The sequence below is a fragment of the Mycolicibacterium llatzerense genome (assembly GCF_025331195.1).
GTDB classification, from domain to species: Bacteria; Actinomycetota; Actinomycetes; order Mycobacteriales; family Mycobacteriaceae; genus Mycobacterium; species Mycobacterium llatzerense.
On sequence record NZ_LXOV01000001.1, the window covers coordinates 1,916,782 to 1,940,202 of the forward strand.

At 68.5% G+C, this 23,421-nt stretch carries 23 protein-coding genes; 19 read left to right on the forward strand and 4 right to left on the reverse strand.

The features are described from left to right. Nucleotides 1–90 precede the first annotated feature (90 nt). The 6 genes from dacB (at nucleotide 91) to A7G45_RS09450 (ending at nucleotide 7,597) form a co-directional block, all read left to right on the forward strand. On the forward strand, nucleotides 91–1,461 hold the full coding sequence (gene dacB, locus A7G45_RS09425; RefSeq protein ID WP_260936201.1) for a D-alanyl-D-alanine carboxypeptidase/D-alanyl-D-alanine endopeptidase: 1,371 nt from the start codon (nucleotides 91–93) through the stop codon (nucleotides 1,459–1,461). Then, nucleotides 1,458–2,507 carry an Rv3626c family coenzyme F420 biosynthesis-associated protein gene (locus A7G45_RS09430; protein ID WP_260936202.1) on the forward strand — a complete coding sequence of 350 codons (1,050 nt, stop codon included), beginning with the start codon at nucleotides 1,458–1,460 and terminating at the stop codon, nucleotides 2,505–2,507. Before dacB ends, A7G45_RS09430 begins: the two co-directional genes overlap by 4 nt. Continuing rightward, nucleotides 2,486–3,442 (forward strand): tRNA lysidine(34) synthetase TilS, encoded by a 957-nt coding sequence (gene tilS / locus A7G45_RS09435; protein ID WP_260936204.1) that lies wholly within the window; start codon nucleotides 2,486–2,488, stop codon nucleotides 3,440–3,442. Before A7G45_RS09430 ends, tilS begins: the two co-directional genes overlap by 22 nt. Nucleotides 3,443–3,500: 58 nt before the next feature. Next, nucleotides 3,501–4,076 carry a hypoxanthine phosphoribosyltransferase gene (gene hpt / locus A7G45_RS09440; protein ID WP_260936205.1) on the forward strand — a complete coding sequence of 192 codons (576 nt, stop codon included), beginning with the start codon at nucleotides 3,501–3,503 and terminating at the stop codon, nucleotides 4,074–4,076. Between the two features lie 123 nt (nucleotides 4,077–4,199). Continuing rightward, on the forward strand, nucleotides 4,200–5,321 hold the full coding sequence (locus A7G45_RS09445) for a GGDEF domain-containing protein (protein WP_260936207.1): 1,122 nt from the start codon (nucleotides 4,200–4,202) through the stop codon (nucleotides 5,319–5,321). Nucleotides 5,322–5,380: 59 nt separating this feature from the next. Continuing rightward, a complete protein-coding gene (locus A7G45_RS09450; protein ID WP_260936209.1) occupies nucleotides 5,381–7,597 on the forward strand; it encodes a molybdopterin-dependent oxidoreductase in 2,217 nt (738 codons plus the stop codon). On the opposite strand, the gene A7G45_RS09455 is transcribed toward A7G45_RS09450, so the two are convergent. The 3 genes from A7G45_RS09455 to A7G45_RS09465 are packed head-to-tail and all read right to left on the reverse strand — an operon-like array spanning nucleotide 7,594 to nucleotide 10,421. Continuing rightward, entirely contained in the window at nucleotides 7,594–8,304 is a 711-nt protein-coding gene (locus A7G45_RS09455) for an SIMPL domain-containing protein (protein ID WP_260936212.1), read from the reverse strand. The two genes, A7G45_RS09450 and A7G45_RS09455, sit on opposite strands and share 4 nt — an antisense overlap. A gap of 21 nt (nucleotides 8,305–8,325) precedes the next feature. Beyond that, the gene (locus A7G45_RS09460; RefSeq protein WP_260936213.1) at nucleotides 8,326–9,501 is read right to left on the reverse strand and encodes an LLM class flavin-dependent oxidoreductase; all 1,176 of its coding nucleotides are present in this window, start codon (nucleotides 9,499–9,501) and stop codon (nucleotides 8,326–8,328) included. Continuing rightward, on the reverse strand, nucleotides 9,498–10,421 hold the full coding sequence (locus tag A7G45_RS09465; protein ID WP_260936215.1) for an alpha/beta fold hydrolase: 924 nt from the start codon (nucleotides 10,419–10,421) through the stop codon (nucleotides 9,498–9,500). The genes A7G45_RS09460 and A7G45_RS09465 overlap by 4 nt, the downstream gene beginning before the upstream one ends. Nucleotides 10,422–10,572: 151 nt before the next feature. Between A7G45_RS09465 and ftsH the strand changes: the two genes are divergently transcribed. The 11 genes from ftsH (at nucleotide 10,573) to A7G45_RS09520 (ending at nucleotide 20,056) form a co-directional block, all read left to right on the forward strand. Beyond that, a complete protein-coding gene (gene ftsH / locus A7G45_RS09470) occupies nucleotides 10,573–12,837 on the forward strand; it encodes an ATP-dependent zinc metalloprotease FtsH (RefSeq protein WP_260936218.1) in 2,265 nt (754 codons plus the stop codon). 19 nt (nucleotides 12,838–12,856) lie between these two features. Then, a complete protein-coding gene (gene folE, locus A7G45_RS09475; protein WP_043397380.1) occupies nucleotides 12,857–13,465 on the forward strand; it encodes a GTP cyclohydrolase I FolE in 609 nt (202 codons plus the stop codon). A 50-nt stretch (nucleotides 13,466–13,515) separates the two neighbouring features. Next, complete coding sequence (gene folP, locus A7G45_RS09480) at nucleotides 13,516–14,310, forward strand: dihydropteroate synthase (RefSeq protein WP_260938075.1); 795 nt, start codon at nucleotides 13,516–13,518, stop codon at nucleotides 14,308–14,310. Continuing rightward, nucleotides 14,303–14,677 carry a dihydroneopterin aldolase gene (gene folB, locus A7G45_RS09485; RefSeq protein WP_260936221.1) on the forward strand — a complete coding sequence of 125 codons (375 nt, stop codon included), beginning with the start codon at nucleotides 14,303–14,305 and terminating at the stop codon, nucleotides 14,675–14,677. Before folP ends, folB begins: the two co-directional genes overlap by 8 nt. 30 nt (nucleotides 14,678–14,707) lie before the next feature. Continuing rightward, entirely contained in the window at nucleotides 14,708–15,223 is a 516-nt protein-coding gene (gene folK, locus A7G45_RS09490; RefSeq protein ID WP_260936223.1) for a 2-amino-4-hydroxy-6-hydroxymethyldihydropteridine diphosphokinase, read from the forward strand. Next, on the forward strand, nucleotides 15,223–15,699 hold the full coding sequence (locus A7G45_RS09495; protein WP_260936224.1) for a DUF3180 domain-containing protein: 477 nt from the start codon (nucleotides 15,223–15,225) through the stop codon (nucleotides 15,697–15,699). Before folK ends, A7G45_RS09495 begins: the two co-directional genes overlap by 1 nt. Before the next feature lie 67 nt (nucleotides 15,700–15,766). Then, nucleotides 15,767–16,870, forward strand: coding sequence for a DUF6779 domain-containing protein (locus A7G45_RS09500; protein ID WP_260936227.1), 1,104 nt, complete (start codon nucleotides 15,767–15,769; stop codon nucleotides 16,868–16,870). Nucleotides 16,871–16,951: 81 nt separating this feature from the next. Further along, nucleotides 16,952–17,878: a Rossmann-like and DUF2520 domain-containing protein gene (locus A7G45_RS09505; RefSeq protein WP_260936231.1), complete on the forward strand. Its 927-nt coding sequence runs from the start codon at nucleotides 16,952–16,954 to the stop codon at nucleotides 17,876–17,878. After that, nucleotides 17,875–18,843: a pantoate--beta-alanine ligase gene (gene panC / locus A7G45_RS09510; RefSeq protein ID WP_260936234.1), complete on the forward strand. Its 969-nt coding sequence runs from the start codon at nucleotides 17,875–17,877 to the stop codon at nucleotides 18,841–18,843. Before A7G45_RS09505 ends, panC begins: the two co-directional genes overlap by 4 nt. Next, on the forward strand, nucleotides 18,843–19,250 hold the full coding sequence (panD, locus tag A7G45_RS09515) for an aspartate 1-decarboxylase (RefSeq protein ID WP_043397397.1): 408 nt from the start codon (nucleotides 18,843–18,845) through the stop codon (nucleotides 19,248–19,250). Before panC ends, panD begins: the two co-directional genes overlap by 1 nt. A 5-nt stretch (nucleotides 19,251–19,255) precedes the next feature. Continuing rightward, the gene (locus A7G45_RS09520; protein WP_260936236.1) at nucleotides 19,256–20,056 is read left to right on the forward strand and encodes a type III pantothenate kinase; all 801 of its coding nucleotides are present in this window, start codon (nucleotides 19,256–19,258) and stop codon (nucleotides 20,054–20,056) included. Here the strand turns inward: A7G45_RS09520 and A7G45_RS09525 are convergent. Further along, nucleotides 20,053–21,312 (reverse strand): alanine racemase, encoded by a 1,260-nt coding sequence (locus A7G45_RS09525; RefSeq protein WP_260936239.1) that lies wholly within the window; start codon nucleotides 21,310–21,312, stop codon nucleotides 20,053–20,055. The genes A7G45_RS09520 and A7G45_RS09525 overlap by 4 nt on opposite strands. Before the next feature lie 24 nt (nucleotides 21,313–21,336). Here A7G45_RS09525 and lysS point away from each other — a divergent pair, with 24 nt between their 5' ends. Further along, nucleotides 21,337–22,839: a lysine--tRNA ligase gene (gene lysS / locus A7G45_RS09530; RefSeq protein WP_071287392.1), complete on the forward strand. Its 1,503-nt coding sequence runs from the start codon at nucleotides 21,337–21,339 to the stop codon at nucleotides 22,837–22,839. A 108-nt stretch (nucleotides 22,840–22,947) separates the two neighbouring features. After that, on the forward strand, nucleotides 22,948–23,295 hold the full coding sequence (lsr2, locus tag A7G45_RS09535) for a histone-like nucleoid-structuring protein Lsr2 (RefSeq protein ID WP_043397405.1): 348 nt from the start codon (nucleotides 22,948–22,950) through the stop codon (nucleotides 23,293–23,295). Nucleotides 23,296–23,421 lie beyond the last annotated feature (126 nt).

The following is a 23,421-nucleotide window of genomic DNA, read 5'->3' on the forward strand; positions in this document are numbered from 1 at the left end:
TTAGCTCTGTGCTGATAACCGGGTACACCTTAGACGAGCGATACCCTGCACAGTGACATCCCCGACGACCCGGATCAGTTCAGGAGCAGCATGCGGCCCACCCAGTGGCGCCGATCGACCCACTTGGTGATCGGTGTGGCAGTTCTGGTGCTGGTCGCCGCGCTGGTGGCAGCGGCCGCGGTGATGACGCGCCACGAGGCCGCCCCGGCTGCCGGATCGACGGTCAAGGCACAACCCGCGCTCGTCACGGCCCAACCCGGGGTGCAGCCGGTGTCCGACGCCGCGGCGCAACCGGTGCCCGCGCAGCTGGCCGCGGTGCTGGCGCCGCTGGCGGCCAACCCGAATCTCGGCATGCTGGGCGGCCGGATCACCGATGCCCTGACCGGGACGCAGCTGTGGGCGCAAGGCGCGAACATTCCCCTGCAGCCCGCGTCCACCAACAAGACACTTACGGCAGCCGCGGCGCTGCTCACCCTCGATCGCAACGCGCGGCTCACCACCACGGTCGTGTCGGGTGACACGCCGGGCGTGGTGGTCCTCAAGGGCGGCGGCGACCCGACGCTGTCCGCGGCGCCGCCCGGCACCGACACCTGGTACGGCGACGCGGCCCGCATCTCTGACCTGGCCGACCAGGTCCGCAAGGCGGGCGTCACCCCCACGGCCGTTCAGGTCGACGTCAGCCTCTACTCCGGCCCGACGATGGCGCCGGGCTGGGACGTCGCCGATATCGAGGGCGGCGACTGGGCCCCGATCCAGTCGGTGATGGTCGACGCCGGTCGCGTCCAGCCCACGACCGTGGAGTCCAAGCGGTCGACCACCCCGGCCCTCGACGCCGGCCGCGCCCTCGCCGCGGCCCTGCGGGTCGACCCCGCCAACGTGACGGTCCGCACCACACCGGCTGCCGGCCAGCAGATCGGCGCGGTGCAGTCCCCGCCGCTGATCGAGCGCCTGCGCGAGATGATGTGGGCGTCGGACAACGTGATGGCCGAGTCGATCGGCCGTGAGGTCGCCGCCGCGGTGAACCAGCCGGAGAGTTTCGACGGCGGAGTACGTGCCGTCCTCGGCCAGTTGTCGAAAGCGGGACTGACCACCTCGGGTGCGACGCTGTTCGACGCCAGCGGCCTGTCGGTCAACGACCGGCTCACCGCGGCCGTCCTGGACGACGTCGTCAACGCCGCGGCGGGCAACAGCGAGCCCCGGCTCCGGCCGCTGCTCGACGTCCTGCCGATCGCGGGCGGCAGCGGCACGCTGTGGAACCGCTACGTCGACACTCCGTCTGCCGGATATCTGCGGGCCAAGACCGGCTCGCTGACCGGGACCAACGCGCTGGCGGGCATCGTCACCGACCAGAGCGGACGGGTCCTGACCTTCGCGCTGATCTCGAACAACGCCGGTCCGGAGGGACGTACCGCGCTCGATGCCCTGGCCGCGGCGTTGCGGCCCTGCGGGTGCGGCTCGTGAGCCGGACGCCGACCGTCGGCCGCGCCGTCGACTGGGGCTTCGCCGCCACGGTCGGGGCCAAGCTGACCCGCCCGGAACCGGCGACCACCGACTACACCCGCAACCAGGTGCGTGAGCAGCTCGCCGATTCCGCGCGCCGGGCCGAGCTGCCGGTGCGGGAGGTGACGCTGCTCAACGAAGGTGCCGAGGTACCCGAGGCCCGCGTCGTCGACCGCCAGGACTGGGTGCGCGCCGCCACCGAATCCATGCGGGTCATGACGGGCGGCGAAACATCAAGTGCCACAGGCCTTGCCGCGATGCTGGCGGGCCGGGTCACCGGCGCGCAGACGGGCGCGGTGCTGGCGTTCGTATCGTCGGGCATCCTCGGGCAGTACGACCCCTTTGCCGCCAATGGCGGTACGCTGTTGCTGGTCGCCCCGAATGTGCTTGCCGCAGAACGGCAATTGAAGGTCGACCCCGCTGACTTCCGGCTCTGGGTGTGTCTGCACGAGGTGACGCACCGCGTGCAGTTCCGTGCCAACCCGTGGCTCACCGAGCACATGTCGCAGGCGCTGGCGGTGTTGACCGACGACTCCGGTCTGGATGCCGGTGATGTCGCCGGCCGGTTGGCCGAGTACGTGCGGACTCAGCGGGGCGGCGAGTCCGACCCGAATTCGCAAGGCATCCTTGGCGTCATGCGCATCATGCAGTCCGATGAGCAGCAGCGTGCGCTCGATCAACTGCTGGTGCTGGGGACGCTGCTGGAAGGTCACGCCGACCATGTGATGGACGCCGTCGGTCCGGCGGTGGTGCCGTCGGTGGCCGCCATCCGTAGCCGGTTCGACGAGCGCCGCCATCGCAAACAGTCTCCGCTGCAACGGATCGTCCGTGCCCTGCTGGGGGTCGACGCCAAGATCGCCCAGTACACCCGCGGCAAGAAGTTCGTCGACGAGGTGGTGTCGACCGTCGGCATGAAGCGGTTCAACGCGGTCTGGACCGATGCCGAAACCCTGCCGCTGCCAACCGAAATCGACGAGCCGCGGCGATGGATCGATCGAGTGCTCTGAGTCGACTGCGCCCTGCGGTCATGGCGTTCGCGCGCCGGCATCCGGCCGACCGGTGGTGCGTCGGGCTTTCCGGTGGTGCCGACTCACTGGCGCTGACCGCGGTCGCCGCCGCCCTCAAGCCGACCACCGCCTTGATCGTCGACCACGGTCTGCAACCTGGATCGGCCGATGTGGCAGCCACTGCAGCCGCTCAAGCCAGGCAGTTGGGTTGTGTTGATGCCCAGGTGATTTCCGTGCACGTGGGCACCGACGGCGGCCCGGAGGCCGCGGCCCGCACCGCGCGGTACGACGCACTGGATGCTGCGCGGGACGGCGCGCCGGTGCTGCTCGCGCACACCCTCGATGATCAGGCCGAGACCGTACTGCTCGGGCTCGGTCGGGGTTCGGGCCCGAGATCCATTGCCGGCATGCAGGTTTGGGACCCGCCGTGGGGACGGCCCCTACTGGAGATGCGGCGCGCCGACACCGTGGCGGCCTGCGCCGAGCTCGGGCTCACACCATGGCAGGACCCGCACAACACCGACCCGCGCTACACCCGGGTCCGCCTGCGCACCGAAGTGCTGCCGCTGCTGGAGGACGTGCTGGCGGGCGGCGTCGCGCCGGCCCTGGCCCGCACCGCCGCTGCGCTGCGGGAGGACAACGACGCCCTCGACGCCCTGGCTGCCGGGCACCTGGCGACCCTGCTCACCGGCGACGGCCTGACCGTCGCCGGGCTCGAAGACCTCCCCGCCGCGCTGCGCCGCCGGGTGATCCGCGGCTGGCTGCTGGGCGTCGGGGCGGCGGCGCTCACCGACGTGCAACTGCGCGCAGTCGACGCGCTGGTCGGGGACTGGCACGGGCAGGGCGGTGCGGCGGTGACCTCGCCTTTGCGGTATCAGCGCCTCGTCGTCAGCCGACACGCCGGACTGCTCACAGTGGCTGCCCGACCTGTGTGAGCGACCGCCGAGCGGGACGGTCTTGGTGCTGGGCCAGGCGGCATGGCACGCTGTTGCCGTGGAGCTGTATCCGGGTGACATCAAGTCAGTTCTCCTGTCTCAGGAGCAGGTTCAGGCGCGCATCGGCGAGATGGCTGCGCTGATCGCCGAGGACTACCGAGCCGACTCCGGCGACCAGGATCTGCTGCTGATCACCGTGCTCAAAGGTGCGGTCATGTTCGTCACCGACCTGGCCCGCGCGATCCCGCTGCCGACCCAGCTCGAGTTCATGGCCGTCAGTTCGTACGGGTCGTCAACCTCGTCGTCGGGCGTGGTGCGCATCCTCAAGGACCTCGACCGTGACATCAACGGCCGCGACGTGCTGATCGTCGAGGACATCATCGACTCCGGGCTCACCCTGTCGTGGCTGCTGCGCAACCTGGCGACCCGCGGCCCGCGTTCGCTGCGGGTGTGCACGCTGCTGCGTAAGCCCGACGCCATGCGCGCCGACATCGACGTCGCGCACATCGGGTTCGACATCCCCGACGAGTTCGTCGTCGGTTACGGCCTGGACTACGACGAGCGCTACCGGGACCTGCCCTACATCGGCACGCTCGACCCGAAGGTCTACAGCCCGGAAACATCGCTCGGCTGAGTTAGCCGTAATTAGCGGTCGAGTCACTGTTCTCGGCATCAATGCACTTAAGTGCCCGCTGTGAATAGCTAACGCCAGAATCTAATCCTTTGCTGGACGTGGCTGTTCCACTAGCATCCAGATGTGCGGCTGACTACCTGCCTGGCCAGGCTCCGGGACTGGTTCAGCCTGCCGATTCGGTACGACTGGTTGCGTAGCTACCTGGAAGCCCGTGGCCTGGAACGGTTGGCACGCCACTCGGCGGCGGCGCTGTGCCTGGCGTGCGCGCTGCTGTGGTCGCTGATGGTCATCGGCGAGACGCGTGCCATGGCACCGCTCGGGATCGCCGTCGCCATCGGCAGTGCAATCACGTGCACCGGTTTCAGCATCCTGTGGGCGGTGCGCTGGCCCAGCGCCGCCATGTCGAAGGCCTTTGTCCTGGCGTTGGCGGTGTTGGGCGCGTTGCTATTTCTCTCCCAGCGGGCCCACCCGGTCGACGGCGCCGGCATCGTCGGTTTCTTGTTCGTCAACAGCTATGCGGCGTGCGTGCACACCCGCCGGTTCCTGGCTGCGCCGATCGCGATCGGGGTGGCGGTCACGGGCGTGTACTTCGTGCGGGTGACCGCGGAGGGTGATCTGATCCGGGCACTCAGCGATTGCGCCTTCTACCTGGTGGCGATCGTGGTCACCCCACTGTGCTTCCAGTACATGATGTATCTGCTCAGCAGTGACGCCGATGATTCGGACTTCGACCCATTGACCGCACTACTCAACCGGCGTGGGTTCGATCGGGCGGTACGGCAGATGGTCGGCGCCCCGACGGCGGACCGGACCACGGATCTGTCCTTCGTGATGATCGACCTGGATCGCTTCAAGTCGATCAACGACACTTTCGGCCATACCGTCGGCGATCAGGTGCTCATCATGGTCGGCGAGATTCTGCGGCGGGCCTGCCGCGGCAGCGCAACATTCGCCCGTATCGGCGGCGAGGAATTCATCGTCGCCTACGCGGGTGATCGCAGCGTCGCCTGTGCCATCGCCGAACACGTGCGCCGCCAGCTCCTCGACACCCGCTGGTGCTTGACGGCCAGCTTCGGTATCGCTTCGGCCCCGCTGCTCGACGGTCAGACCGGCGACACCGAATGGTTCACCGAACACCTGCTGCGAGTCGCCGATCAGCTGATGTACACAGCCAAACGGGCCGGCGGAGATCGGATCGAGTCGATCGAATTCGGCGGCGAGTACGAGCTTCGCCGAGCCGGCTGAGCCGCAGGTATGCCCATGGGCACTTACCAAAGGGCGCGGCGGGGCGCAGAATCGCAACCATGCCTACCGCGCTCCGGATCTGCCCCTTCTGCGAAGCCACCTGCGGCCTGACCCTCACCATCGACGACGGCCGCGTCACCGGCGCGCGGGGTGATCACGACGACGTCTTCAGCGCAGGATTCATCTGCCCCAAGGGGGCCAGCTTCGGAGAGCTCGACAACGACCCCGACCGGCTGACGCGCCCGCTGGTGCGCCGGGACGGCGTGCTGACCGAGGCCACCTGGGACGAGGCCTACGCCGTCGTCGCCGAACGGCTCGGTGCGGTGATCGCCGCGCACGGCGGTGCGGCGGTCGGGGTGTACCTCGGCAATCCGAACGCGCACACCGTCGCGGGCGCCCTGTACGCGCCGCTGATCCTCAAAGGTTTGGGCACCCGTCAGGTGTTCAGCGCCAGCACCCTCGACCAGATGCCGAAACATGTTGCGCTGGGCCTGATGTACGGCAGCCCCATCGCGTTCACCGTGCCGGACCTCGACCGCACCGACTATCTGGTGATCATCGGCGCCAATCCGCTGGTGTCCAACGGCAGCGTGACCACCGCCGCCGACTTCCCCGGCAAGCTGCGGGCGCTGAAGAAGCGCGGCGGCAAGCTCGTCGTCATCGACCCGGCCCGCACCCAGACCGCCAAGCTCGCCGACCGCCACCTCGCCCCGCGCCCGGGAACCGACGCGGCGCTGCTGCTCGCCGTCGTCCACGTGCTGTTCGACGAGGACCTGGTCGACCTCGGTGGCGTCGCCGAGCACGTCGTCGGCATCGAGCAGGTCCGGGCGCTGGCCGCCGACTTCGCGCCGGAAGCCGTCGAGCAGGCCTGCGGGGTCGGCGCCGACGAAATTCGTGAGCTGGCCCGTGAACTCGCGGCAGCGCCGACGGCGGCCGTGTACGGCCGGATCGGTACGTCCACAGTCGAGTTCGGCACGATCGGCAGCTGGCTGGTCGACGTGATCAACGTGCTCACCGGCAATCTGGACCGGCCGGGCGGGGTGATGTTCCCGCTCGGTGCGGCGGCCGCGGCGCCGCGGCCACCCAAGCCCGGTCGTGGGTTCCGGACGGGACGGTGGGCCAGCCGGGTCTCCGGCTACCCCGAGGTGCTGTCCGAGTTGCCGGCTGCGGCGCTCGCCGAGGAGATCGACACCGCGGGCGACGGGCAGATCAAGGCGATGATCACCATCGCCGGGAACCCGGTGCTGTCGGCGCCGGACGGTGACCGGCTCGACAAGGCTTTGGACAGTGTCGAATTCATGTTGTCGGTCGACCCCTACCTCAATGAGACGACACGGCACGCCGACGTCATCCTGCCGCCGCCTCCGCCCGCGCAGAGCCCGCATTTCGACTTCGCGCTCAACAACCTCGCTGTGCGCAACAACGTGCGCTATTCACCGCCCGTGCTGCCCCTCGCGGACCGACCGGACGAGGCGGAGATCCTGTCGCGCGTCGCGCTGGTGCTGTATGGCATTGGGGTACAAGCAGATCCCGTCCTGGTCGACGCCCAGGTGATCGCGATGACGCTGACCAAAGAGGTGTCCGACGCTGATTCTCCGGTCGCCGGACGGGACGTCGACGAACTGACCGCGATGCTCGGTACCGGTCCCGGCTATGAACGCCGGCTCGACATGATGCTGCGGCTCGGGCCCTACGGCGACGGGTTCGGCACCAGGCCCGACGGGCTCACGCTGGAAAAGCTCAAGGCCAACCCGCACGGCATCGATCTGGGGCCGCTGCGGCCGCGGATTCCGGAAGTACTGCGAACCCCAAGCGGGAGAATCGAACTCGCGCCCGAGCCCGTCGTCGCCGACGTGGCACGGCTCCGGGATGCGCTCAGCCGCTCGGCCGGCGGCTTCCTGCTGATCGGCCGGCGTCACCTGCGCTCCAACAACAGCTGGATGCACAACCTGCCGGCGCTGTCCGGCGGGTCCAACCGGTGCACCCTGCAGATTCACCCCGACGATGCCGCAGACCTGGGCCTCACCGACATCGCGATCATCAAGGGTCCGGGCGGTGAACTGCTCGCCCCGATCGAGGTGACCGACGTGATGCGGCGCGGCGTGGTGTCGCTGCCGCACGGCTGGGGCCACAACCGTGGCGGCACCGGTCAGCAGCTCGCGAACAGCCATCCCGGGGTCAACGTGAACCAGCTCAACGACGGCACGCACCTGGACCGGTTGTCGGGTACCGCGGTGCTCAACGGGATTCCGGTGGAAATCAGTGCGGCAGGCTAACCCAGCTCCCAGATCACCGTCACCGAGAAGTTGACGGTCTGCTGGCCGGGGGACAGCGGCACGGCTTCGGCCATGGCCATCCGCGGGGCCGGCATGGGCGTCGGGGTGGTGCCGCCGGTTGCCTCGGAGATCGAGACCACCTTGCCCAGGTTCAGCCCGGACAGCTGGGCGTACTGCTGGGCGCGGTCCTTGGCGTCGTTGAAGGCGCGGGTACGGGCATCCTTGACCAGCTGCGAGTCGTCGTCGATCGAGTAGGCGACGCTGTTGATCCGGGTGGAATTGCCACCGGCAGTGACGATCTTCGCCAACACCTGTGATGCGGTGTCGAGCTTGCGGACCTTGATGTCGATGGTGTTGCTGGCCCGGTACCCCGTGATGACTGAGTCGCGGTAGTCGGGCTGCAGCTCGACCTGCTTGGTGGCGATGTCCTTCTTGTCGATGCCGGCGCCTGCCAGTGCGTCGATCACGGCTTGCTGGCGGCTGCTGGTCTGGTTCATCGCGGCGGTGACGTCCGGCGCCGTCGCCTCGATGGAGGCGGTGACGTTCAGCGTGTCCGGCGTGCCCTGCACCTTGCCGCTGCCGACGACGGTGACTTCGCGGGTGGCCGGTTTGGTGTCGTCGGAGCCACAGCCGGCGACGCCGACGGCGCCGGCGATAGCAAGTCCGGCGAGGGTGAGAGCGGCGGTACGTCGGGTCGCAAGTGGCATGACGTCCACCGTACCCATCGTTCAGGAGTCGCTGGTGTGCTCGGCGATCGCGTTCACGACGGCTTCGCCGACCCGGCCGAACAGCTGGTCGCGCATGCCCTTGGCCCATTCGTGCGAGGCATGCGGCGCGGTGAGCTGCCCCTTGAAATGGGGGATCACCTCGCGGGCGAACAACTCGTACGAGTGCATCGTGGCCGCGGGCGGCGCCCAGTCGTGGCCCAGCATCAGGAACGTGCCGAAGCCGCCGGAGCGGTCCAGCATGTCCTGGATGTAGCCGATGCAGTCGGCGGGCGTGCCGATGCAGCAATTGCCTTTGGCCGCATAGTCTTCGACGAACTGCCGGGACGTCGGCGCCGGGCCGGTCTGGCTGCCCAGCGGCACGAACCCGGCCGCGCCGAAGTAGTTCGAGAAGTCCTCCAGGCCGTAGGTGCAGTCCTCGATGGCCTGCTCGCGGGTGTCGGCCAGGTGCACCACACCCAGCACCCGCCAGCCCTTTCGGTCCGGCTCGGGCCGGCCGGCCTTCGCGGCCTGGTCGCACACGAGGTCCCAGGTGGTCTCCAGTGCGGCGTAACCGCCGGGCACCGACATCGACAGCGACACCAGCGACGTGCCCAACTGCCCGGCCAGCCGCGGTCCTGACGGGGAAACCATTGCCGCCGTGGATATCTCGGGATACGGCCAGGTGTACGGCCGGATGTGCAACGCGGCGTCGCGCAGGGTGAACCAGTCGGTCTCTCGCGAGATTCGCTCGTCGGGTGCGGCCCGGAACAGGGCCAGGATGGCTTCGAGGGACTGCTGCATCATCGGCCGCTGGTTCACCGGGTCGATGCCCATCATGTAGGCGTCCGACGGCAATGCCCCCGGACCGGTGCCGAACATGACGCGACCGCGGGTCAGGTGATCGAGCAGCACCCAGCGGTCGGCCACCATCAGCGGGTGGTGGTAGGGCAGTGACACCACGCCGGTGCCGAACCGGATGTTCCTGGTGCGTTCGGCTGCCGTGGCGATGAACACCTCGGGACAGGCGATCAATTCGTAACCGCCGGAATGGTGTTCGCCGAACCACACCTCGTCGTAACCCAGCTGGTCCAGCCTGACGGTGCGTTCCAGGTCGTATTCCAGTGCGGTGGTGGGAGATTGGCCGACCGGGTGGAACGGGGTGATGAAAGCGCCGAAATCCAGTGGGCGACCCGTCATTTCAGTCCTTCGATGAATTCGATGAGTGCGGCGTTGACCTCGTCGGGGCGCTCCTGCTGCAACCAGTGCCCGGCGCCCGGGATCATCACCTCGCGGTAGTCGCCTGCGGCCACGTCGCGCACCCGGTCGCGCGGGGTGAAGCTCAGCACCGGGTCGGCGGTGCCGGCCAGGAACAGTGTCGGAACGGTGATGGCCGGGGCGGGGGTCGTCGCCGTCAGCTCCCAGTTCCGGTCGAAGTTGCGGTACCAGTTCAGCGGACCGGTGAAGCCGCTCTCGGTGAAAGCTGTTACGTACGGCTCGAATTCGTCTGCGGTGATCCAGTCCGGCAGCGGCGGCAGCGGATCGTCGGCGAGCGTGTCCGGCGGTGCGGACAAGCCTTCCTCCGCGATCATGCGGCGCATCGTGCTCCGCGGATCGCGACCCAACGCCGCGTCGGCGACGCCGGGTTCCTGGAAATACAGCATGTAGAAGTAGTTGTCGCCGACGCGCCGGCGCCAGATCTCGGTCGGCGGGGCAGCCGCGCGCGGCACCGGCGGCACGCTCAGCGCGGCGACGGCAATCACCCGGTCGGGGTGCAGCAGCGCGAAGTTGCACACCACCGGCGAGCCCCAGTCATGTCCGACGACCACCGCGCGCTCGGCCCCGACGTCGTCGAGCAGCCCGGCCAGGTCTGCGGTGAGGTGGACGATGTCGTAGTCCTTGACCGCCGGCGGGCGTGACGAGCCGCCGTAGCCCCGCTGGTCGGGGGCCAGGACGTGGTAGCCGGCCGCGGCCAGGGCCGGGATCTGGTGCCGCCAAGAATGCGCGAGTTCGGGGAAGCCGTGCGCCAGCACGACCACCGGGGCGCCGCGCTCGCCGGCTTCGGTGACCTGCAACTGCACGCCGTTGGTGTCGACTAACCGCTTGGTGGACGTGATCACGGTCTCACCAAAGCACAGCGGCGGTCCGGCCGGAAGGAGGTATCACTGCCGGGAACTGCCGATCGTTTGCATAGCGGTAACCTGTGAACTATCCCGCATCTGTGTATCGGAAGGACCTGGCCGACGAGTATTCGCCGGCCGAAATATGTCGATGAAGCGAAAAAACGTCATCCGCACCCTGACCGTCGTCGCGGTCGTGTTGCTGCTGGGTTGGTCTTTCTTTTATTTCAGTGATGACACCCGTGGTTATCACCAGGTCGACACCTCGGTGGCGGTCGCCCAGATCAACGCCGGGAACGTCACCGGCGCCCAGATCGACGACCGGGAACAGCAGGTCCGGCTTGATCTGAAGAGCGTCACCCCGGACACCGACAACAGCAACAAGATCATCACGTCGTTCCCCACGGGCTACGCGGTGCCGCTGTTCGATGCGCTCAACGGCAAGAACGTCAAGACCAAGACGGTGGTCAACCAGGGCAGCATCCTCAGCTCGCTGCTGATCTACCTGCTGCCGCTGTTGCTGCTGGTCGGCCTGTTCTTCATGTTCTCCCGTATGCAGGGCGGCGGCCGCATGGGCTTCGGCTTCGGCAAGTCGAAGGCGAAGCTGCTCGGCAAGGACATGCCGAAGACGACGTTCGCCGACGTCGCCGGTGTCGACGAGGCCGTCGAAGAGCTGTACGAGATCAAGGACTTCCTGCAGAACCCGAGCCGCTACCAGGCCCTGGGCGCCAAGATCCCCAAGGGCGTGCTGCTCTACGGCCCGCCCGGAACGGGTAAGACGCTGCTGGCTCGTGCCGTCGCGGGTGAGGCCGGCGTGCCGTTCTTCACCATCTCCGGCTCGGACTTCGTCGAGATGTTCGTCGGTGTCGGCGCCTCCCGCGTGCGCGACCTGTTCGAGCAGGCCAAGCAGAACAGCCCGTGCATCATCTTCGTCGACGAGATCGACGCCGTCGGTCGTCAGCGTGGTGCCGGCCTGGGTGGCGGGCACGACGAGCGCGAGCAGACGCTGAACCAGCTGCTGGTCGAGATGGACGGCTTCGGCGACCGCCAGGGCGTCATCCTGATCGCCGCGACCAACCGGCCCGACATCCTGGACCCGGCGCTGCTGCGTCCCGGCCGCTTCGACCGGCAGATCCCGGTGTCGGCACCCGACCTGGCGGGCCGCAAGGCCGTGCTGCGGGTGCACTCGGCCGGCAAGCCGATCGCCCCCGACGCCGACCTCGACGGCCTGGCCAAGCGCACCGTCGGCATGTCCGGCGCCGACCTGGCCAATGTCATCAACGAGGCCGCGCTGCTGACCGCCCGCGAGAACGCCACGGTGATCACCGGGCCGGCGCTGGAAGAGGCCGTCGACCGCGTCATCGGTGGTCCGCGCCGCAAGGGCCGCATCATCAGCGAGCACGAGAAGAAGATCACCGCGTACCACGAGGCCGGGCACACCCTGGCCGGCTGGGCCATGCCGCACCTGGACCCGGTCTACAAGGTGACGATCCTGGCGCGCGGCCGCACCGGCGGGCACGCCGTCGCCGTCCCCGAGGACGACAAGGGCATGCAGACCCGCTCCGAACTGATCGCCCGACTGGTGATGGCGATCGGCGGCCGGGCCGCAGAGGAGCTGATCTTCCGCGAGCCCACCACCGGCGCGGTGTCCGACATCGAGAACGCCACCAAGATCGCCCGCGCCATGGTCACCGAGTTCGGTATGAGTGCCCGGCTGGGCGCGGTTCGGTACGGCACCGAACACGGCGACCCGTTCCTGGGCCGCACCATGGGCACCCAGGCCGATTACAGCCACGAGGTGGCACAGCTCATCGACGACGAGGTGCGCAAGCTCATCGAGGCCGCCCACACCGAGGCCTGGGATGTGCTGACCCACTACCGCGACGTCCTGGACAAGCTGGCCGGCGAGCTGCTCGAGAAGGAGACGCTGCACCGCGCTGATCTCGAGGTCATTCTGGCCGGCGTCGAGAAGCGTCCTCGCCTGACCCTGTTCGACGACTTCGGTGGCCGCGTGCCGTCCGACAAGCCGCCGATCAAGACGCCCGGCGAGCTGGCCATCGAGCGCGGTGAGCCGTGGCCTCCGCCCGTCGAGGAGCCGGCGTTCAAGGCGGCGATCGCTGCGGCCAGCCAGGCCGCGGGCACCGTGAACGGCACCAACGGCGTGCACGCCGCGCCGAACGGTCAGCCGCAGCACGGCCAGACCCAGCCGAACTACGGCGCGCCCGCGGGCTGGCAGGCCCCGGGCTGGCCGCCGCAGGGACCGCCTCAGCATGGCCACCACCCCCAGCAGGGCCAGTGGTACCCGCAGCAGGGCTGGGGCCAGCCCACGCCGCCGCCGGGCTACCAGCCCTATCCGCAGCAACCGGCGCCGCCGGCGCAACCGAACGACGAGCAGGCGCCGCCTGCGCACGGCTGACCCGAACGGAGCCACATAGATGACGCGGTCGCAGATCCATTCGGCCAGGCTCACCGCCCCGAAGTTCGATCATGATCGAGCCGAGGCCGCGGTGCGCGAGCTGCTGCTCGCGGTGGGCGAGGATCCCGACCGTGACGGGCTGCGGGACACGCCGGGCCGGGTGGCTCGCGCCTTCGAAGAGATCTTCGGCGGGCTCTACACCGACCCCGATTCGGTGCTGAACACCACCTTCGACGAGGGTCACGACGAGCTGGTGCTGGTCAAGGACATCCCGATGTACTCGACCTGCGAGCACCATCTGGTGTCGTTCCACGGCGTCGCGCACGTCGGGTACATCCCGGGTGAGGACGGCCGGGTGACCGGGCTGTCCAAGATCGCCCGCCTGGTCGACCTGTACGCCAAGCGGCCGCAGGTGCAGGAGCGGCTGACCGGCCAGATCGCCGACGCCCTGATGCGCAAGCTGAACCCGCAGGGCGCCATCGTGGTGATCGAGGCCGAGCACCTGTGCATGGCGATGCGCGGGGTGCGCAAGCCCGGCGCGGTGACCACCACCTCGGCAGTGCGCGGCCAGTTCAAGACCTGCGCTTCGTCACGAGCCGAGGCGCTGGACCTGATCCTGCGGAAGTGAACGCACTGCCAACTGGGGCCCCTCCCGTCGCTCCGCTCGCCCCGGTGGTGATGGGCGTCGTCAACGTCACCGCCGATTCGTTCTCCGACGGGGGACGGTTCCTCGATCACGATCGCGCGATCGAGCACGGTCTGGCGTTGGCTGCCCAGGGCGCGCAGATCATCGACGTCGGCGGGGAATCGACGCGGCCCGGTGCGGCCCGGCTGGACCCGGAGGTCGAACGCGGCCGGGTGCTGCCGGTGATCAAAGAGCTTGTCGCCCAGGGCATCACAGTCAGCGTCGACACCATGCACGCCGACGTGGCCGAGGCCGCCCTGGAATGTGGCGTCCACATCGTCAACGACGTGTCCGGCGGACGGGCCGACCCGAACATGGCGCCGCTGCTGGCCGGCGCGCGGGTGCCATGGGTCCTGATGCACTGGCGCGAGGTCGACGCCGAGCAGCCGCACCGGATTCCGGAGTACTCCGACGTGGTGGCCGACGTGCGGGCCGAACTGCTCGCCGCGGTCGACGACGCCGTCGCCGCCGGGGTGGAACCGGAGCACCTGATCATCGATCCGGGTCTGGGTTTCGCCAAGTCGGCACAACACAATTGGGCCTTGCTGCGGGCGCTGCCCGAGCTGGTCGCCACCGGCATCCCGGTGTTGGTCGGGGCGTCGCGCAAGCGATTCCTCGGCACCCTGCTGGCGGATGCCGACGGCACGCCGCGCGAGCCCGACGGCCGGGAGACGGCCACGGCGGTGATCTCGGCGCTGGCCGCGCAGCACGGTGCGTGGGGGGTGCGGGTGCATGATGTGCAAGCCTCGGTGGACGCGGTGAAAGTGGTGGGGGCCTGGCATGGCTGATCGAATCGAACTGCGGGGCTTGACCGTTCGCGGGAATCACGGCGTCTTCGACCATGAGCGCCGGGACGGGCAGGACTTCGTCGTCGACATCACGGTGTGGATCGACCTGGCTGCCGCCGCGCTGAGCGACGAGTTGTCGGACACCCTGGACTATGGCGCGCTGGCGCAGCAGGCGGCGGACATCATCGCGGGGCCGGCGCGGAATCTGATCGAGACGGTGTCCGCCGAGATCGCCGATTCGGTGATGACCGACCAGCGCGTCCATGCCGTCGAGGTGGTGCTGCACAAGCCCAGTGCGCCGATCCCGTTGACGTTCAACGATGTTGCGGTCGTGGCGCGCCGGTCCAGGCGGGCTGGTCGTGGCTAGCGTGAGCGAGAAGCCGGAGGCGGATCGCGCATGAGCTCAGTCGTGCTTTCCATCGGCTCCAACCTGGGCGACCGGCTTGCCCATCTGCAGTCGGTGGTCTCCGGGCTCGGCGGCGCGGTCCGGGCCGTCTCCCCGGTCTATGAGACCGACGCCTGGGGCGGCGTCGAGCAGGGGCCGTTCCTCAATGCCGTGGTACTGGCCGAGGCTCCCGACCTCGACGGTCCGGGCTGGCTACGCCGGGCTCATGAGTTCGAGAACGCCGCCGACCGGGTGCGCGAACAGCGTTGGGGTCCACGCACTCTCGATGTCGACATCGTGAGCTGTCACGATGGCGATGGCGAAGTGCGGTCTGACGATCCGGTCCTGACGCTGCCGCACCCGCTGGCGCATCAACGCGCCTTCGTGCTGGTGCCGTGGCTGGCCGCCGCCCCCGACGCGGCGCTGACGGTGGCCGGGCAGCCGGTACTGGTAGCCGATCTGCTGGCTGGGCTGGCTGCCGACGAACGCGACGGCGTGCGCCGCACGGACCTGGAGCTGGTGCCCTGATGGGGCCGACGCGGAAGCGCGATCTGTCGATCGGCACAGCGCTGGCCACGGTCGTCGCGTATGGGCTGGTGATCCTGGTGTACGGCTGGCTGCCGCCGATCACGGTGTGGACGGGGTTGTCGCTGTTGGTTTTTGCCGGCGCTGAAGCGGGGTGGGCGTTCTACGTGCGCGCCAAGATCCGTGCCGGTCACATCGGGGTGGGCGGCGGCCGGATCGATCCGCTGGCGGTGGCGCGGTCGGTGGTGGTGGCCAAGGCGTCGGCGTGGGTCGGCGCGATGGTGCTGGGTTGGTGGCTCGGCGTGCTGGGCTACCTGCTTCCGCGACGGTCGCAATTTGCGTATCCCGCGGCCGCGACGCCCGGTGCTGTGGTTGCGGCGATCAGCGCGCTGGCGCTCGTGGTCGCGGCGTTGTGGCTGCAGCATTGCTGCCGCGCTCCGCTGGACCCGCAGGAGAAGTCTGACGGCGCAACCGAATAGGTAACGATCCGACCGGACCGGGTGTCGGTCAACCTGCGAGGGGAACGCAGAACGGTACAGTCAGCGCATGATTGATCCGACCCGGACGGCGCGCGGCAGGCGCGCGAACCGCAGGCCGGGTTGGTTGCTGCTGACGGCATTGCTGGTGCTGGCCATCGTCGCCAGCTCGGCGCTGGTGTTCACCGATCAGGTCGAGTTGCTGAAACTGGCTGTGGTCATTGCCTTGTGGGCCGCGGTGGCGGCGGCATTCGCGTCGTTCGTGTACCGGCGTCAGGCCGATCTGGACCAGGCCCGGGCCCGCGACCTCAAGCTCGTCTACGACCTACAGCTGGACCGCGAGATTTCGGCGCGCCGCGAATACGAGCTGTCGCTGGAATCGCATCTGCGCCGTGAGCTCGCCTCCGAACTGCGTGCCCAGTCGGCCGACGAGGTCGCGGCGCTGCGCGCGGAGCTGGCCGCGCTGCGCGCGAACCTCGAGTTCTACTTCGACGCCGATCTGGCGCACCGCCCGGCGCTCGAGACCGACCGCAGTGGCCAGGCCGTGCCGGTCGGCCGCGTTGTCGCCAGCCGGATCGACACGGAAGACCGGCCGGACCTGATGTCGGAGCCGAACACCGAAGAGAGCCCCATCATCGACGTGGCGGCCGAGCCGCATGTGCCGCCGGACCCGTGGGCGCCGCCGCCTCCGCCGCCGCAGCCACCGTTCGGCGGGGCGCACCGCCTCACCCCGCGGCCGGCACCATCCGACTGGCAGCCCTCGCCGGCCGAAGGCCAGTGGATCCCGGCCGGCCAGCCGGGCAGCAACTGGGCACCCGCGGCGCCGGAACCCGCGCAGCCGCCGGTGCAGCCGCCCGTGCCGCCGGTCCAGGACCGCGGACCCGAACCGACGATGACCCTGCCGGTGGTTCCGCCGGTGCCGACGTACACCCCGGAACCGCCCCCCGCGCCCACGCCCGAACCCGAGCCGCAGCCCACGCGCCGGGGCCGCCACGGCGCCTCCGAAGAGCCCGCCCAGCCAGAGACCCCTGTCACATCCGGTCGTCGGCGTCGTGCCGAACCCGACGATGAACCCGCAGGTCAGCACGTTGGTGGGCAGCCGGCGGCCGAATTGCTGGCGCGGCTGCAGGCCAACACCAGCGGCGGCGGCCGTCGACGTCGCCGCGAGGACTGAGCTACGCTCTGCGGTGACCGTCCGGTACCTGCCAGGCAGGACTGGAACGACTGAATACCACCACTTTGTGAGGTCGCTGCAATGAAGCAGCTCGACGGACTGCGTCCGGCCCGGCTCGCTGTCGGAATCATTTCCGCAGGGCGGGTCGGCAGTGCGCTGGGTGTTGCGCTCGAGCACGCCGACCACGTCGTCGTCGCGTGTAGCGCGATCTCCCATGCGTCGCGCGGACGTGCCGAGCGCAGGCTGCCCGACACCCAGGTGCTGCCCGCTCACGACGTCGCCGCCAAAGCCGAACTGCTGCTGCTGGCCGTGCCGGACGCGGAGCTGACGTCCGTCGTCGCCGGACTGGCTGCCACCGGATCAGTGCGTCCCGGCACCATCGTCGTGCACACCTCGGGCGCCAACGGCATCGGCGTGCTGGCCCCGCTGACCGAGCAGGGCTGTATTCCGCTGGCCATCCACCCGGCCATGACGTTCACCGGCGCCGACGAGGACATCGCCCGGCTGTCGGAGACCTGTTTCGGGATCACCGCGGCCGACGACATCGGCTACGCCATCGCCCAGTCCCTGGTCCTCGAGATCGGCGGCGAACCATTCCGGGTTCGCGAAGACGCCCGCACGCTCTATCACGCGGCATTGGCGCACGCCGGCAATCACGTCACCACCGTCGTCCTCGACGCCGTCGAAGCCCTGCGCGCCGCGCTGGCCGGTCAGGAACTGCTCGGCCAGGAACTGGTCAGCGGCGACCCCGCCGGCATCGCCGAACGCATTCTGGCGCCGCTGGCTCGCGCCTCCCTGGAGAACGCGCTGCAGCGCGGACAGAGCGCGCTGACGGGTCCGGTGGCCCGCGGTGACGCCGCCGCGGTCGCGGCCCACCTGCACGCGATGAACGAAACGAATCCCGAACTGGCGCAGGCATATCGAGCCATGTCGCTACGCACCGCACAACGTGCCCATGCACCTACCGAAGTTTTCGCCGTGTTGACCGACTCTGGGAGTGCGCAGTGACCGATCGCAGGCCGCCGAAGTTCACCGCCGGCGAGCTCAACCTCTACACCAATCCGACCGACGTGTCGGACGTGTCGCGGGTGCTGCGCGCCACCGGGCGACGGGTCATGCTCGTGCCGACCATGGGTGCGCTGCACGACGGCCACCTGGAGCTGGTGCGCGCCGCCAAGAAGGTGCCCGGCGCTGTCGTGGTGGTGTCGATCTTCGTCAACCCCTTGCAGTTCGGCGCGGGGGAGGACCTGAACGCCTACCCGCGCACCCTGGACTCCGACGTCGAGCAGCTACGCGCCGAGGACGTCGACATCGTCTTCGCGCCCACCGCCGCCGACATGTACCCGAACGGCCAGCGCACCACGGTCATGCCGGGTCCGCTCGGCGCCGAGCTGGAGGGCGGCTCGCGGCCGACGCACTTCGCCGGGATGCTGACCGTGGTGCTCAAGCTGCTGCAGATCGTGCGCCCCGATCGCGCGTTCTTCGGCGAAAAGGATTACCAGCAACTGGTTCTGGTGCGCCAGATGGTCGACGACCTCGACCTCGACGTGCGCATCCAGGCGGTGCCGATCGTGCGCGAGAACGACGGTCTGGCCATGTCGTCGCGCAACCGCTTCCTGGATGCCGAACAGCGCGAACAGGCCGGTGCGCTGTCCGCGGCACTGCTCGCCGGCAAGTACTCCGCGCCGCACGGCGCGGCCGCCGCACTCGATGCGGCCCGGGCGGTCCTCGACGAGGTACCCGCCATCGACGTCGACTATCTGGAGGTCCGGGACCCCTGGCTGGGTCCGGCACCGGTGTCCGGGCCGGCCCGGATGCTGGTCGTGGGCCGGCTCGGCAAGACCAGATTGTTGGACAACATCGCCATCGACATCGGCGCATCCGCAGGGATCGACGGTCACCCCAATGTGGGGTCTGCCATCGGCCATGACGGAGCCGAGACCGGTAACAACGAATTACCCTGGAGGAACTGATGTTTCGCACCATGCTGAAGTCCAAGATTCACCGGGCCACGGTGACCCAGGCGGACCTGCACTACGTCGGCTCGGTGACCATCGACGCCGACCTGCTCGACGCCGCCGACATCCTCGAGGGTGAGCAGGTCACCATCGTCGACATCGACAACGGCAACCGGCTGGTCACCTACGCCATCACCGGTGAGCGCGGCACCGGCATCATCGGGATCAACGGTGCCGCAGCACATCTCATCCACCCGGGTGACCTGGTGATCCTGATCGCCTACGCCACGATGGACGACGCCGAGGCCCGCACCTACCAGCCGAACGTGATCTTCGTCGATGCGCAGAACCGGCAGATCGACTTCTCGCACGACGCCGCGCACGTCCCGGACGGTGTCGACGGCCTGCTGTCGCCGCGGTAACGCCGGTGCTGCTGGCGATCGATGTCCGCAACACCCACACCATCGTCGGGTTGATCTCCGGTTCGGGAGATCACGCAAAAGTGGTGCAGAACTGGCGGATTCGCACCGAGTCGGAGGTGACGGCCGACGAGCTCGCGCTGACCATCGACGGCTTGATCGGTGACGACGCCGAAAACCTGCTCGGCGCAACGGGTTTGTCGACAGTGCCGTCGGTGCTGCACGAAATCCGGGTGATGCTGGAGCAGTACTGGCCGTCGGTGCCGCATGTCCTGATCGAACCGGGTGTGCGCACCGGCATCCCGCTGCTGGTCGACAACCCGAAAGAGGTCGGCGCCGACCGGATCGTCAATTGCCTTGCGGCGTACCACAAATACGGCACCGCGGCCATCGTCGTCGACTTCGGCTCGTCCATCTGTGTCGACGTCGTCTCGGCCAAGGGCGAGTTCCTCGGCGGCGCCATCGCGCCCGGCGTCCAGGTGTCCTCGGACGCCGCGGCGGCCCGCTCGGCGGCGCTGCGCCGCGTCGAGCTGACCCGGCCGCGGTCGGTGATCGGCAAGAACACCGTGGAGTGCATGCAGGCCGGTGCGGTGTTCGGTTTCGCCGCTCTGGTGGACGGTTTGGTGAACCGGGTGCGCGAGGACGTCGACGGCTTCGACGGCCACAATGTCACGGTGGTCGCCACCGGTCACACCGCGCAACTGGTGCTGCCCGATCTGCGCACCGTGCAGCACTACGAGAGGAACCTCACCCTCGACGGCCTGCGCCTGGTCTTCGAGCGCAACCAGCGCAACTCCCGGCGCGCCTAGAAGAAGGTCCGGACCAGTTCCACCACCCGGTGGTCGGCGTCGAGCACCGGGATCAGCTGCCACTTGTCGAACACCGTGCAGGGGTGCGAGACCCCGAACTCCAGCCAGTCACCGACCTGGAGGCTCTGATCGGCCGGTGCCAGCCGCAGGTAGGCGTGCTGGTCGTTGAGCTTCTCGACACGGCTGTCGGGCCGCCCGTACGGCATGGGCAGGTCCTGGTCGAACGACACGTCCCGGCGGCCCATGCCCACGATGGCGAGGTCGGGCTCGGGCCGGGACAGCACCTGCGCCCACACGCTCAGCGCGGGCTGGAAGTGCCCGCCGGAGTGAATATCGGAGGTGCGGCCCAGCGGAGTCGTGCGGGCGTAGAGGCCGTCGTCGTGCGTCAGGTAGCAGCCGCTGCGCACCACGGTGCGCACCGACATGCCGTCGGGCCAGCCGGTCAGGATGTCGGCGACCAGGTCGAAGTAGGTGCTGCCGCCGGCCGTCGCCATGATCTCGTCGGTTTCGAACATCGGACGAAGCCGGATGACGGCGTCGCGCAGAGTCTGGAGATACCCGGCCACCGCGGTCACCGCGGCGTCGCTCACCTCGTGGCCGGTGGCCGCCTCGTACCCGGCGACGCCGACCAGTCGCAGCCTGTCCGAGTCCACCACCGCACGCGCCACCGCGTCCACGGTGTCGGCGTCGCGGCAGCCGGTGCGGCCGCCCGGCTGGCCGACCTCGACGCAGACGTCCACCGGGCGGCGCCGGCCCGTCAGGGCGGCCGTCATCAGCTGCACCCCGCGGACCGAGTCCACCCAGCAGGTCAGTTCGAAATCGGGGTTGGCATCCAGCTCGGCGGCCAGCCAGCGCAGGCCGGTGGCGTCGACCAGTTCGTTGGCCAGGATGATCCGGCGGACCCCGAACGCCCGGAATACCCGGACCTGGCTGATGGTGGCGGCGGTGACGGCCACCGCCCCGGCGCCGAGCTGGCGGGCCAGCAGCTGCGGGGCCATGTGGGTCTTGCCGTGCGGCGCGAGCTGTACGCCCCGGCGCCGGCACCAGCGCGCCATGGTGACCATGTTGTGCACCAGCGGCTGGGTGCGCAGCGTGGCGACCGGCGAAACCGCGCCATCGTCGAACAGGCTGGGCCGCCGACGGCACACCTGGGCGGGCGTCTGACCCCACCACGAGGACGGCAGGCCCTTGTATTTCCAGTCGATCGGTTCGTGGTCCAGGGCGTCGACGGTGGACTGCTCCAAACTGGCTGCCATGGCCTTCATTTAAGCTGGCATTTCGTGAGCGACGCCGAAAGCCCCGACATTCCCGAGCAGTTCCGGATCCGCCAGGCCAAGCGTGAGCGGCTGCTCGCCGAGGGCCGCGACCCTTATCCGGTCGAGGTGGCTCGTACCCACACCCTCGCTGAGCTGCGCGCGGCGTATCCGGAGCTCGTCGCGGACACCGCGACCGGCGATATCGTCGGCGTGGCGGGCCGCGTCGTGTTCGCCCGGAACTCGGGCAAGCTGTGCTTCGCCACGCTGCAGGAAGGCGACGGCACCCAGCTGCAGGCCATGCTGAGCCTGGACAAGGTGGGCCAGGATTCGCTCGATGCCTGGAAGGCTGACGTCGACCTGGGCGACATCGTGTTCATCGAGGGCGAGGTCATCAGTTCTCGGCGCGGAGAATTATCTGTGCTTGCCCAGAACTGGCAAATTGTGTCGAAGGCCCTGCGACCGCTTCCTGTCGCGCACAAGGAATTGAATGAAGAGACCCGGGTCCGGCAGCGGTACGTCGACCTGATCGTGCGCCCCGAGGCTCGCAATGTCGCCCGGCAGCGTATTGCCGTGGTGCGGGCATTGCGGTCGGCGCTGGAGCGGCGCGGTTTTCTCGAAGTCGAGACCCCGATGCTGCAGACGCTGCCCGGTGGCGCCGCGGCGCGCCCATTCATCACGCACTCCAACGCGCTCGATGCGGATCTGTACCTGCGCATCGCGCCGGAGTTGTTCCTGAAGCGCTGCCTGGTCGGTGGTTTCGAGAAGGTTTTTGAGCTTAATCGGAACTTTCGCAACGAGGGCGCGGATTCGACGCATTCACCGGAATTTGCGATGTTGGAGACATATCAGGCCTACGGCACATATGACGATTCCGCGATAGTGACGCGTGAGCTTATTCAGGAGGTTGCCGACGAGGCCATTGGTACCCGAATGGTGCCACTGCCGGACGGCTCCACCTATGACCTCGATGGTGAATGGGCGACCGTCGAAATGTATCCGTCGTTGTCCGAAGCCCTGGGCGAGGAGATCACGCCGGAGACTTCTGCAGAGTACCTGTGGAAGGTGGCCGAGCGACTCGGCGCCGAGATTCCCCGGGACCGTGGATACGGGCACGGGAAATTGATCGAGGAACTGTGGGAGCACACCGTCGGTGATCACCTTTGGGCGCCGACCTTCGTCCGGGATTTCCCGGTGGAGACGACCCCGCTGACTCGGGCCCACCGCAGTATTCCGGGGGTTACCGAGAAATGGGATCTATATGTCCGCAAGTTCGAGCTCGCCACCGGATATTCGGAGTTGATCGATCCGGTGATTCAGCGGGAGCGTTTCGAGGCGCAGGCCCGTGCCGCTGCTGCCGGTGATGACGAGGCAATGCGACTTGATGAGGATTTTCTTATCGCATTGGAGTATGCGATGCCGCCGACCACCGGAACAGGAATGGGACTCGATCGCTTGCTGATGGCGTTGACGGGGTTGACGATTAGGGACACGGTTTTGTTCCCGATTGTGCGCCGTCAGGGCGACTGAACACTGCCTAACCCTGGACTTGTTGAAGGAATTCCAGTCCTATGCCAGCATTGTTGTGGCAGAGTCGTTTCTGCGTTCTTATCGAGGCAGAAGGGTTAGTGTGGGCCGATGGCAAAGAAAGTGACTGTCACTCTTGTCGATGATTTCGACGGTGAAGGTGCGGCAGATGAGACGGTCGAATTTGCTCTCGACGGGGTGAACTACGAGATCGACCTCACCACCAAGAACGCCACCAAGCTTCGGAATGATTTGAAGAAATGGGTGGAGGCCGGCCGTCGTGTCGGTGGCCGCCGTCGCGGCCGCGCCAGCACCGGTTCGACAGGCCGCGGCCGCGCGTCCATCGACCGTGAGCAGAGTGCCGCCATCCGGGAATGGGCTCGCCGCAACGGCCACAACGTGTCCAGTCGCGGTCGGATCCCGGCGGAGATCATCGACGCGTTCCACGCCGCGACCTGAGTCTGCGGGCAACGTCATTCAGGGTTGCCCGAGGTTTTTCTGTTCGCTTTCGGCGTAGCCCGGTCGGGCCGATCCGGGAAACGTTTCGAAGCCGCAGCGCGTTGGTGTTTTCGCAGCGCTGAGTGG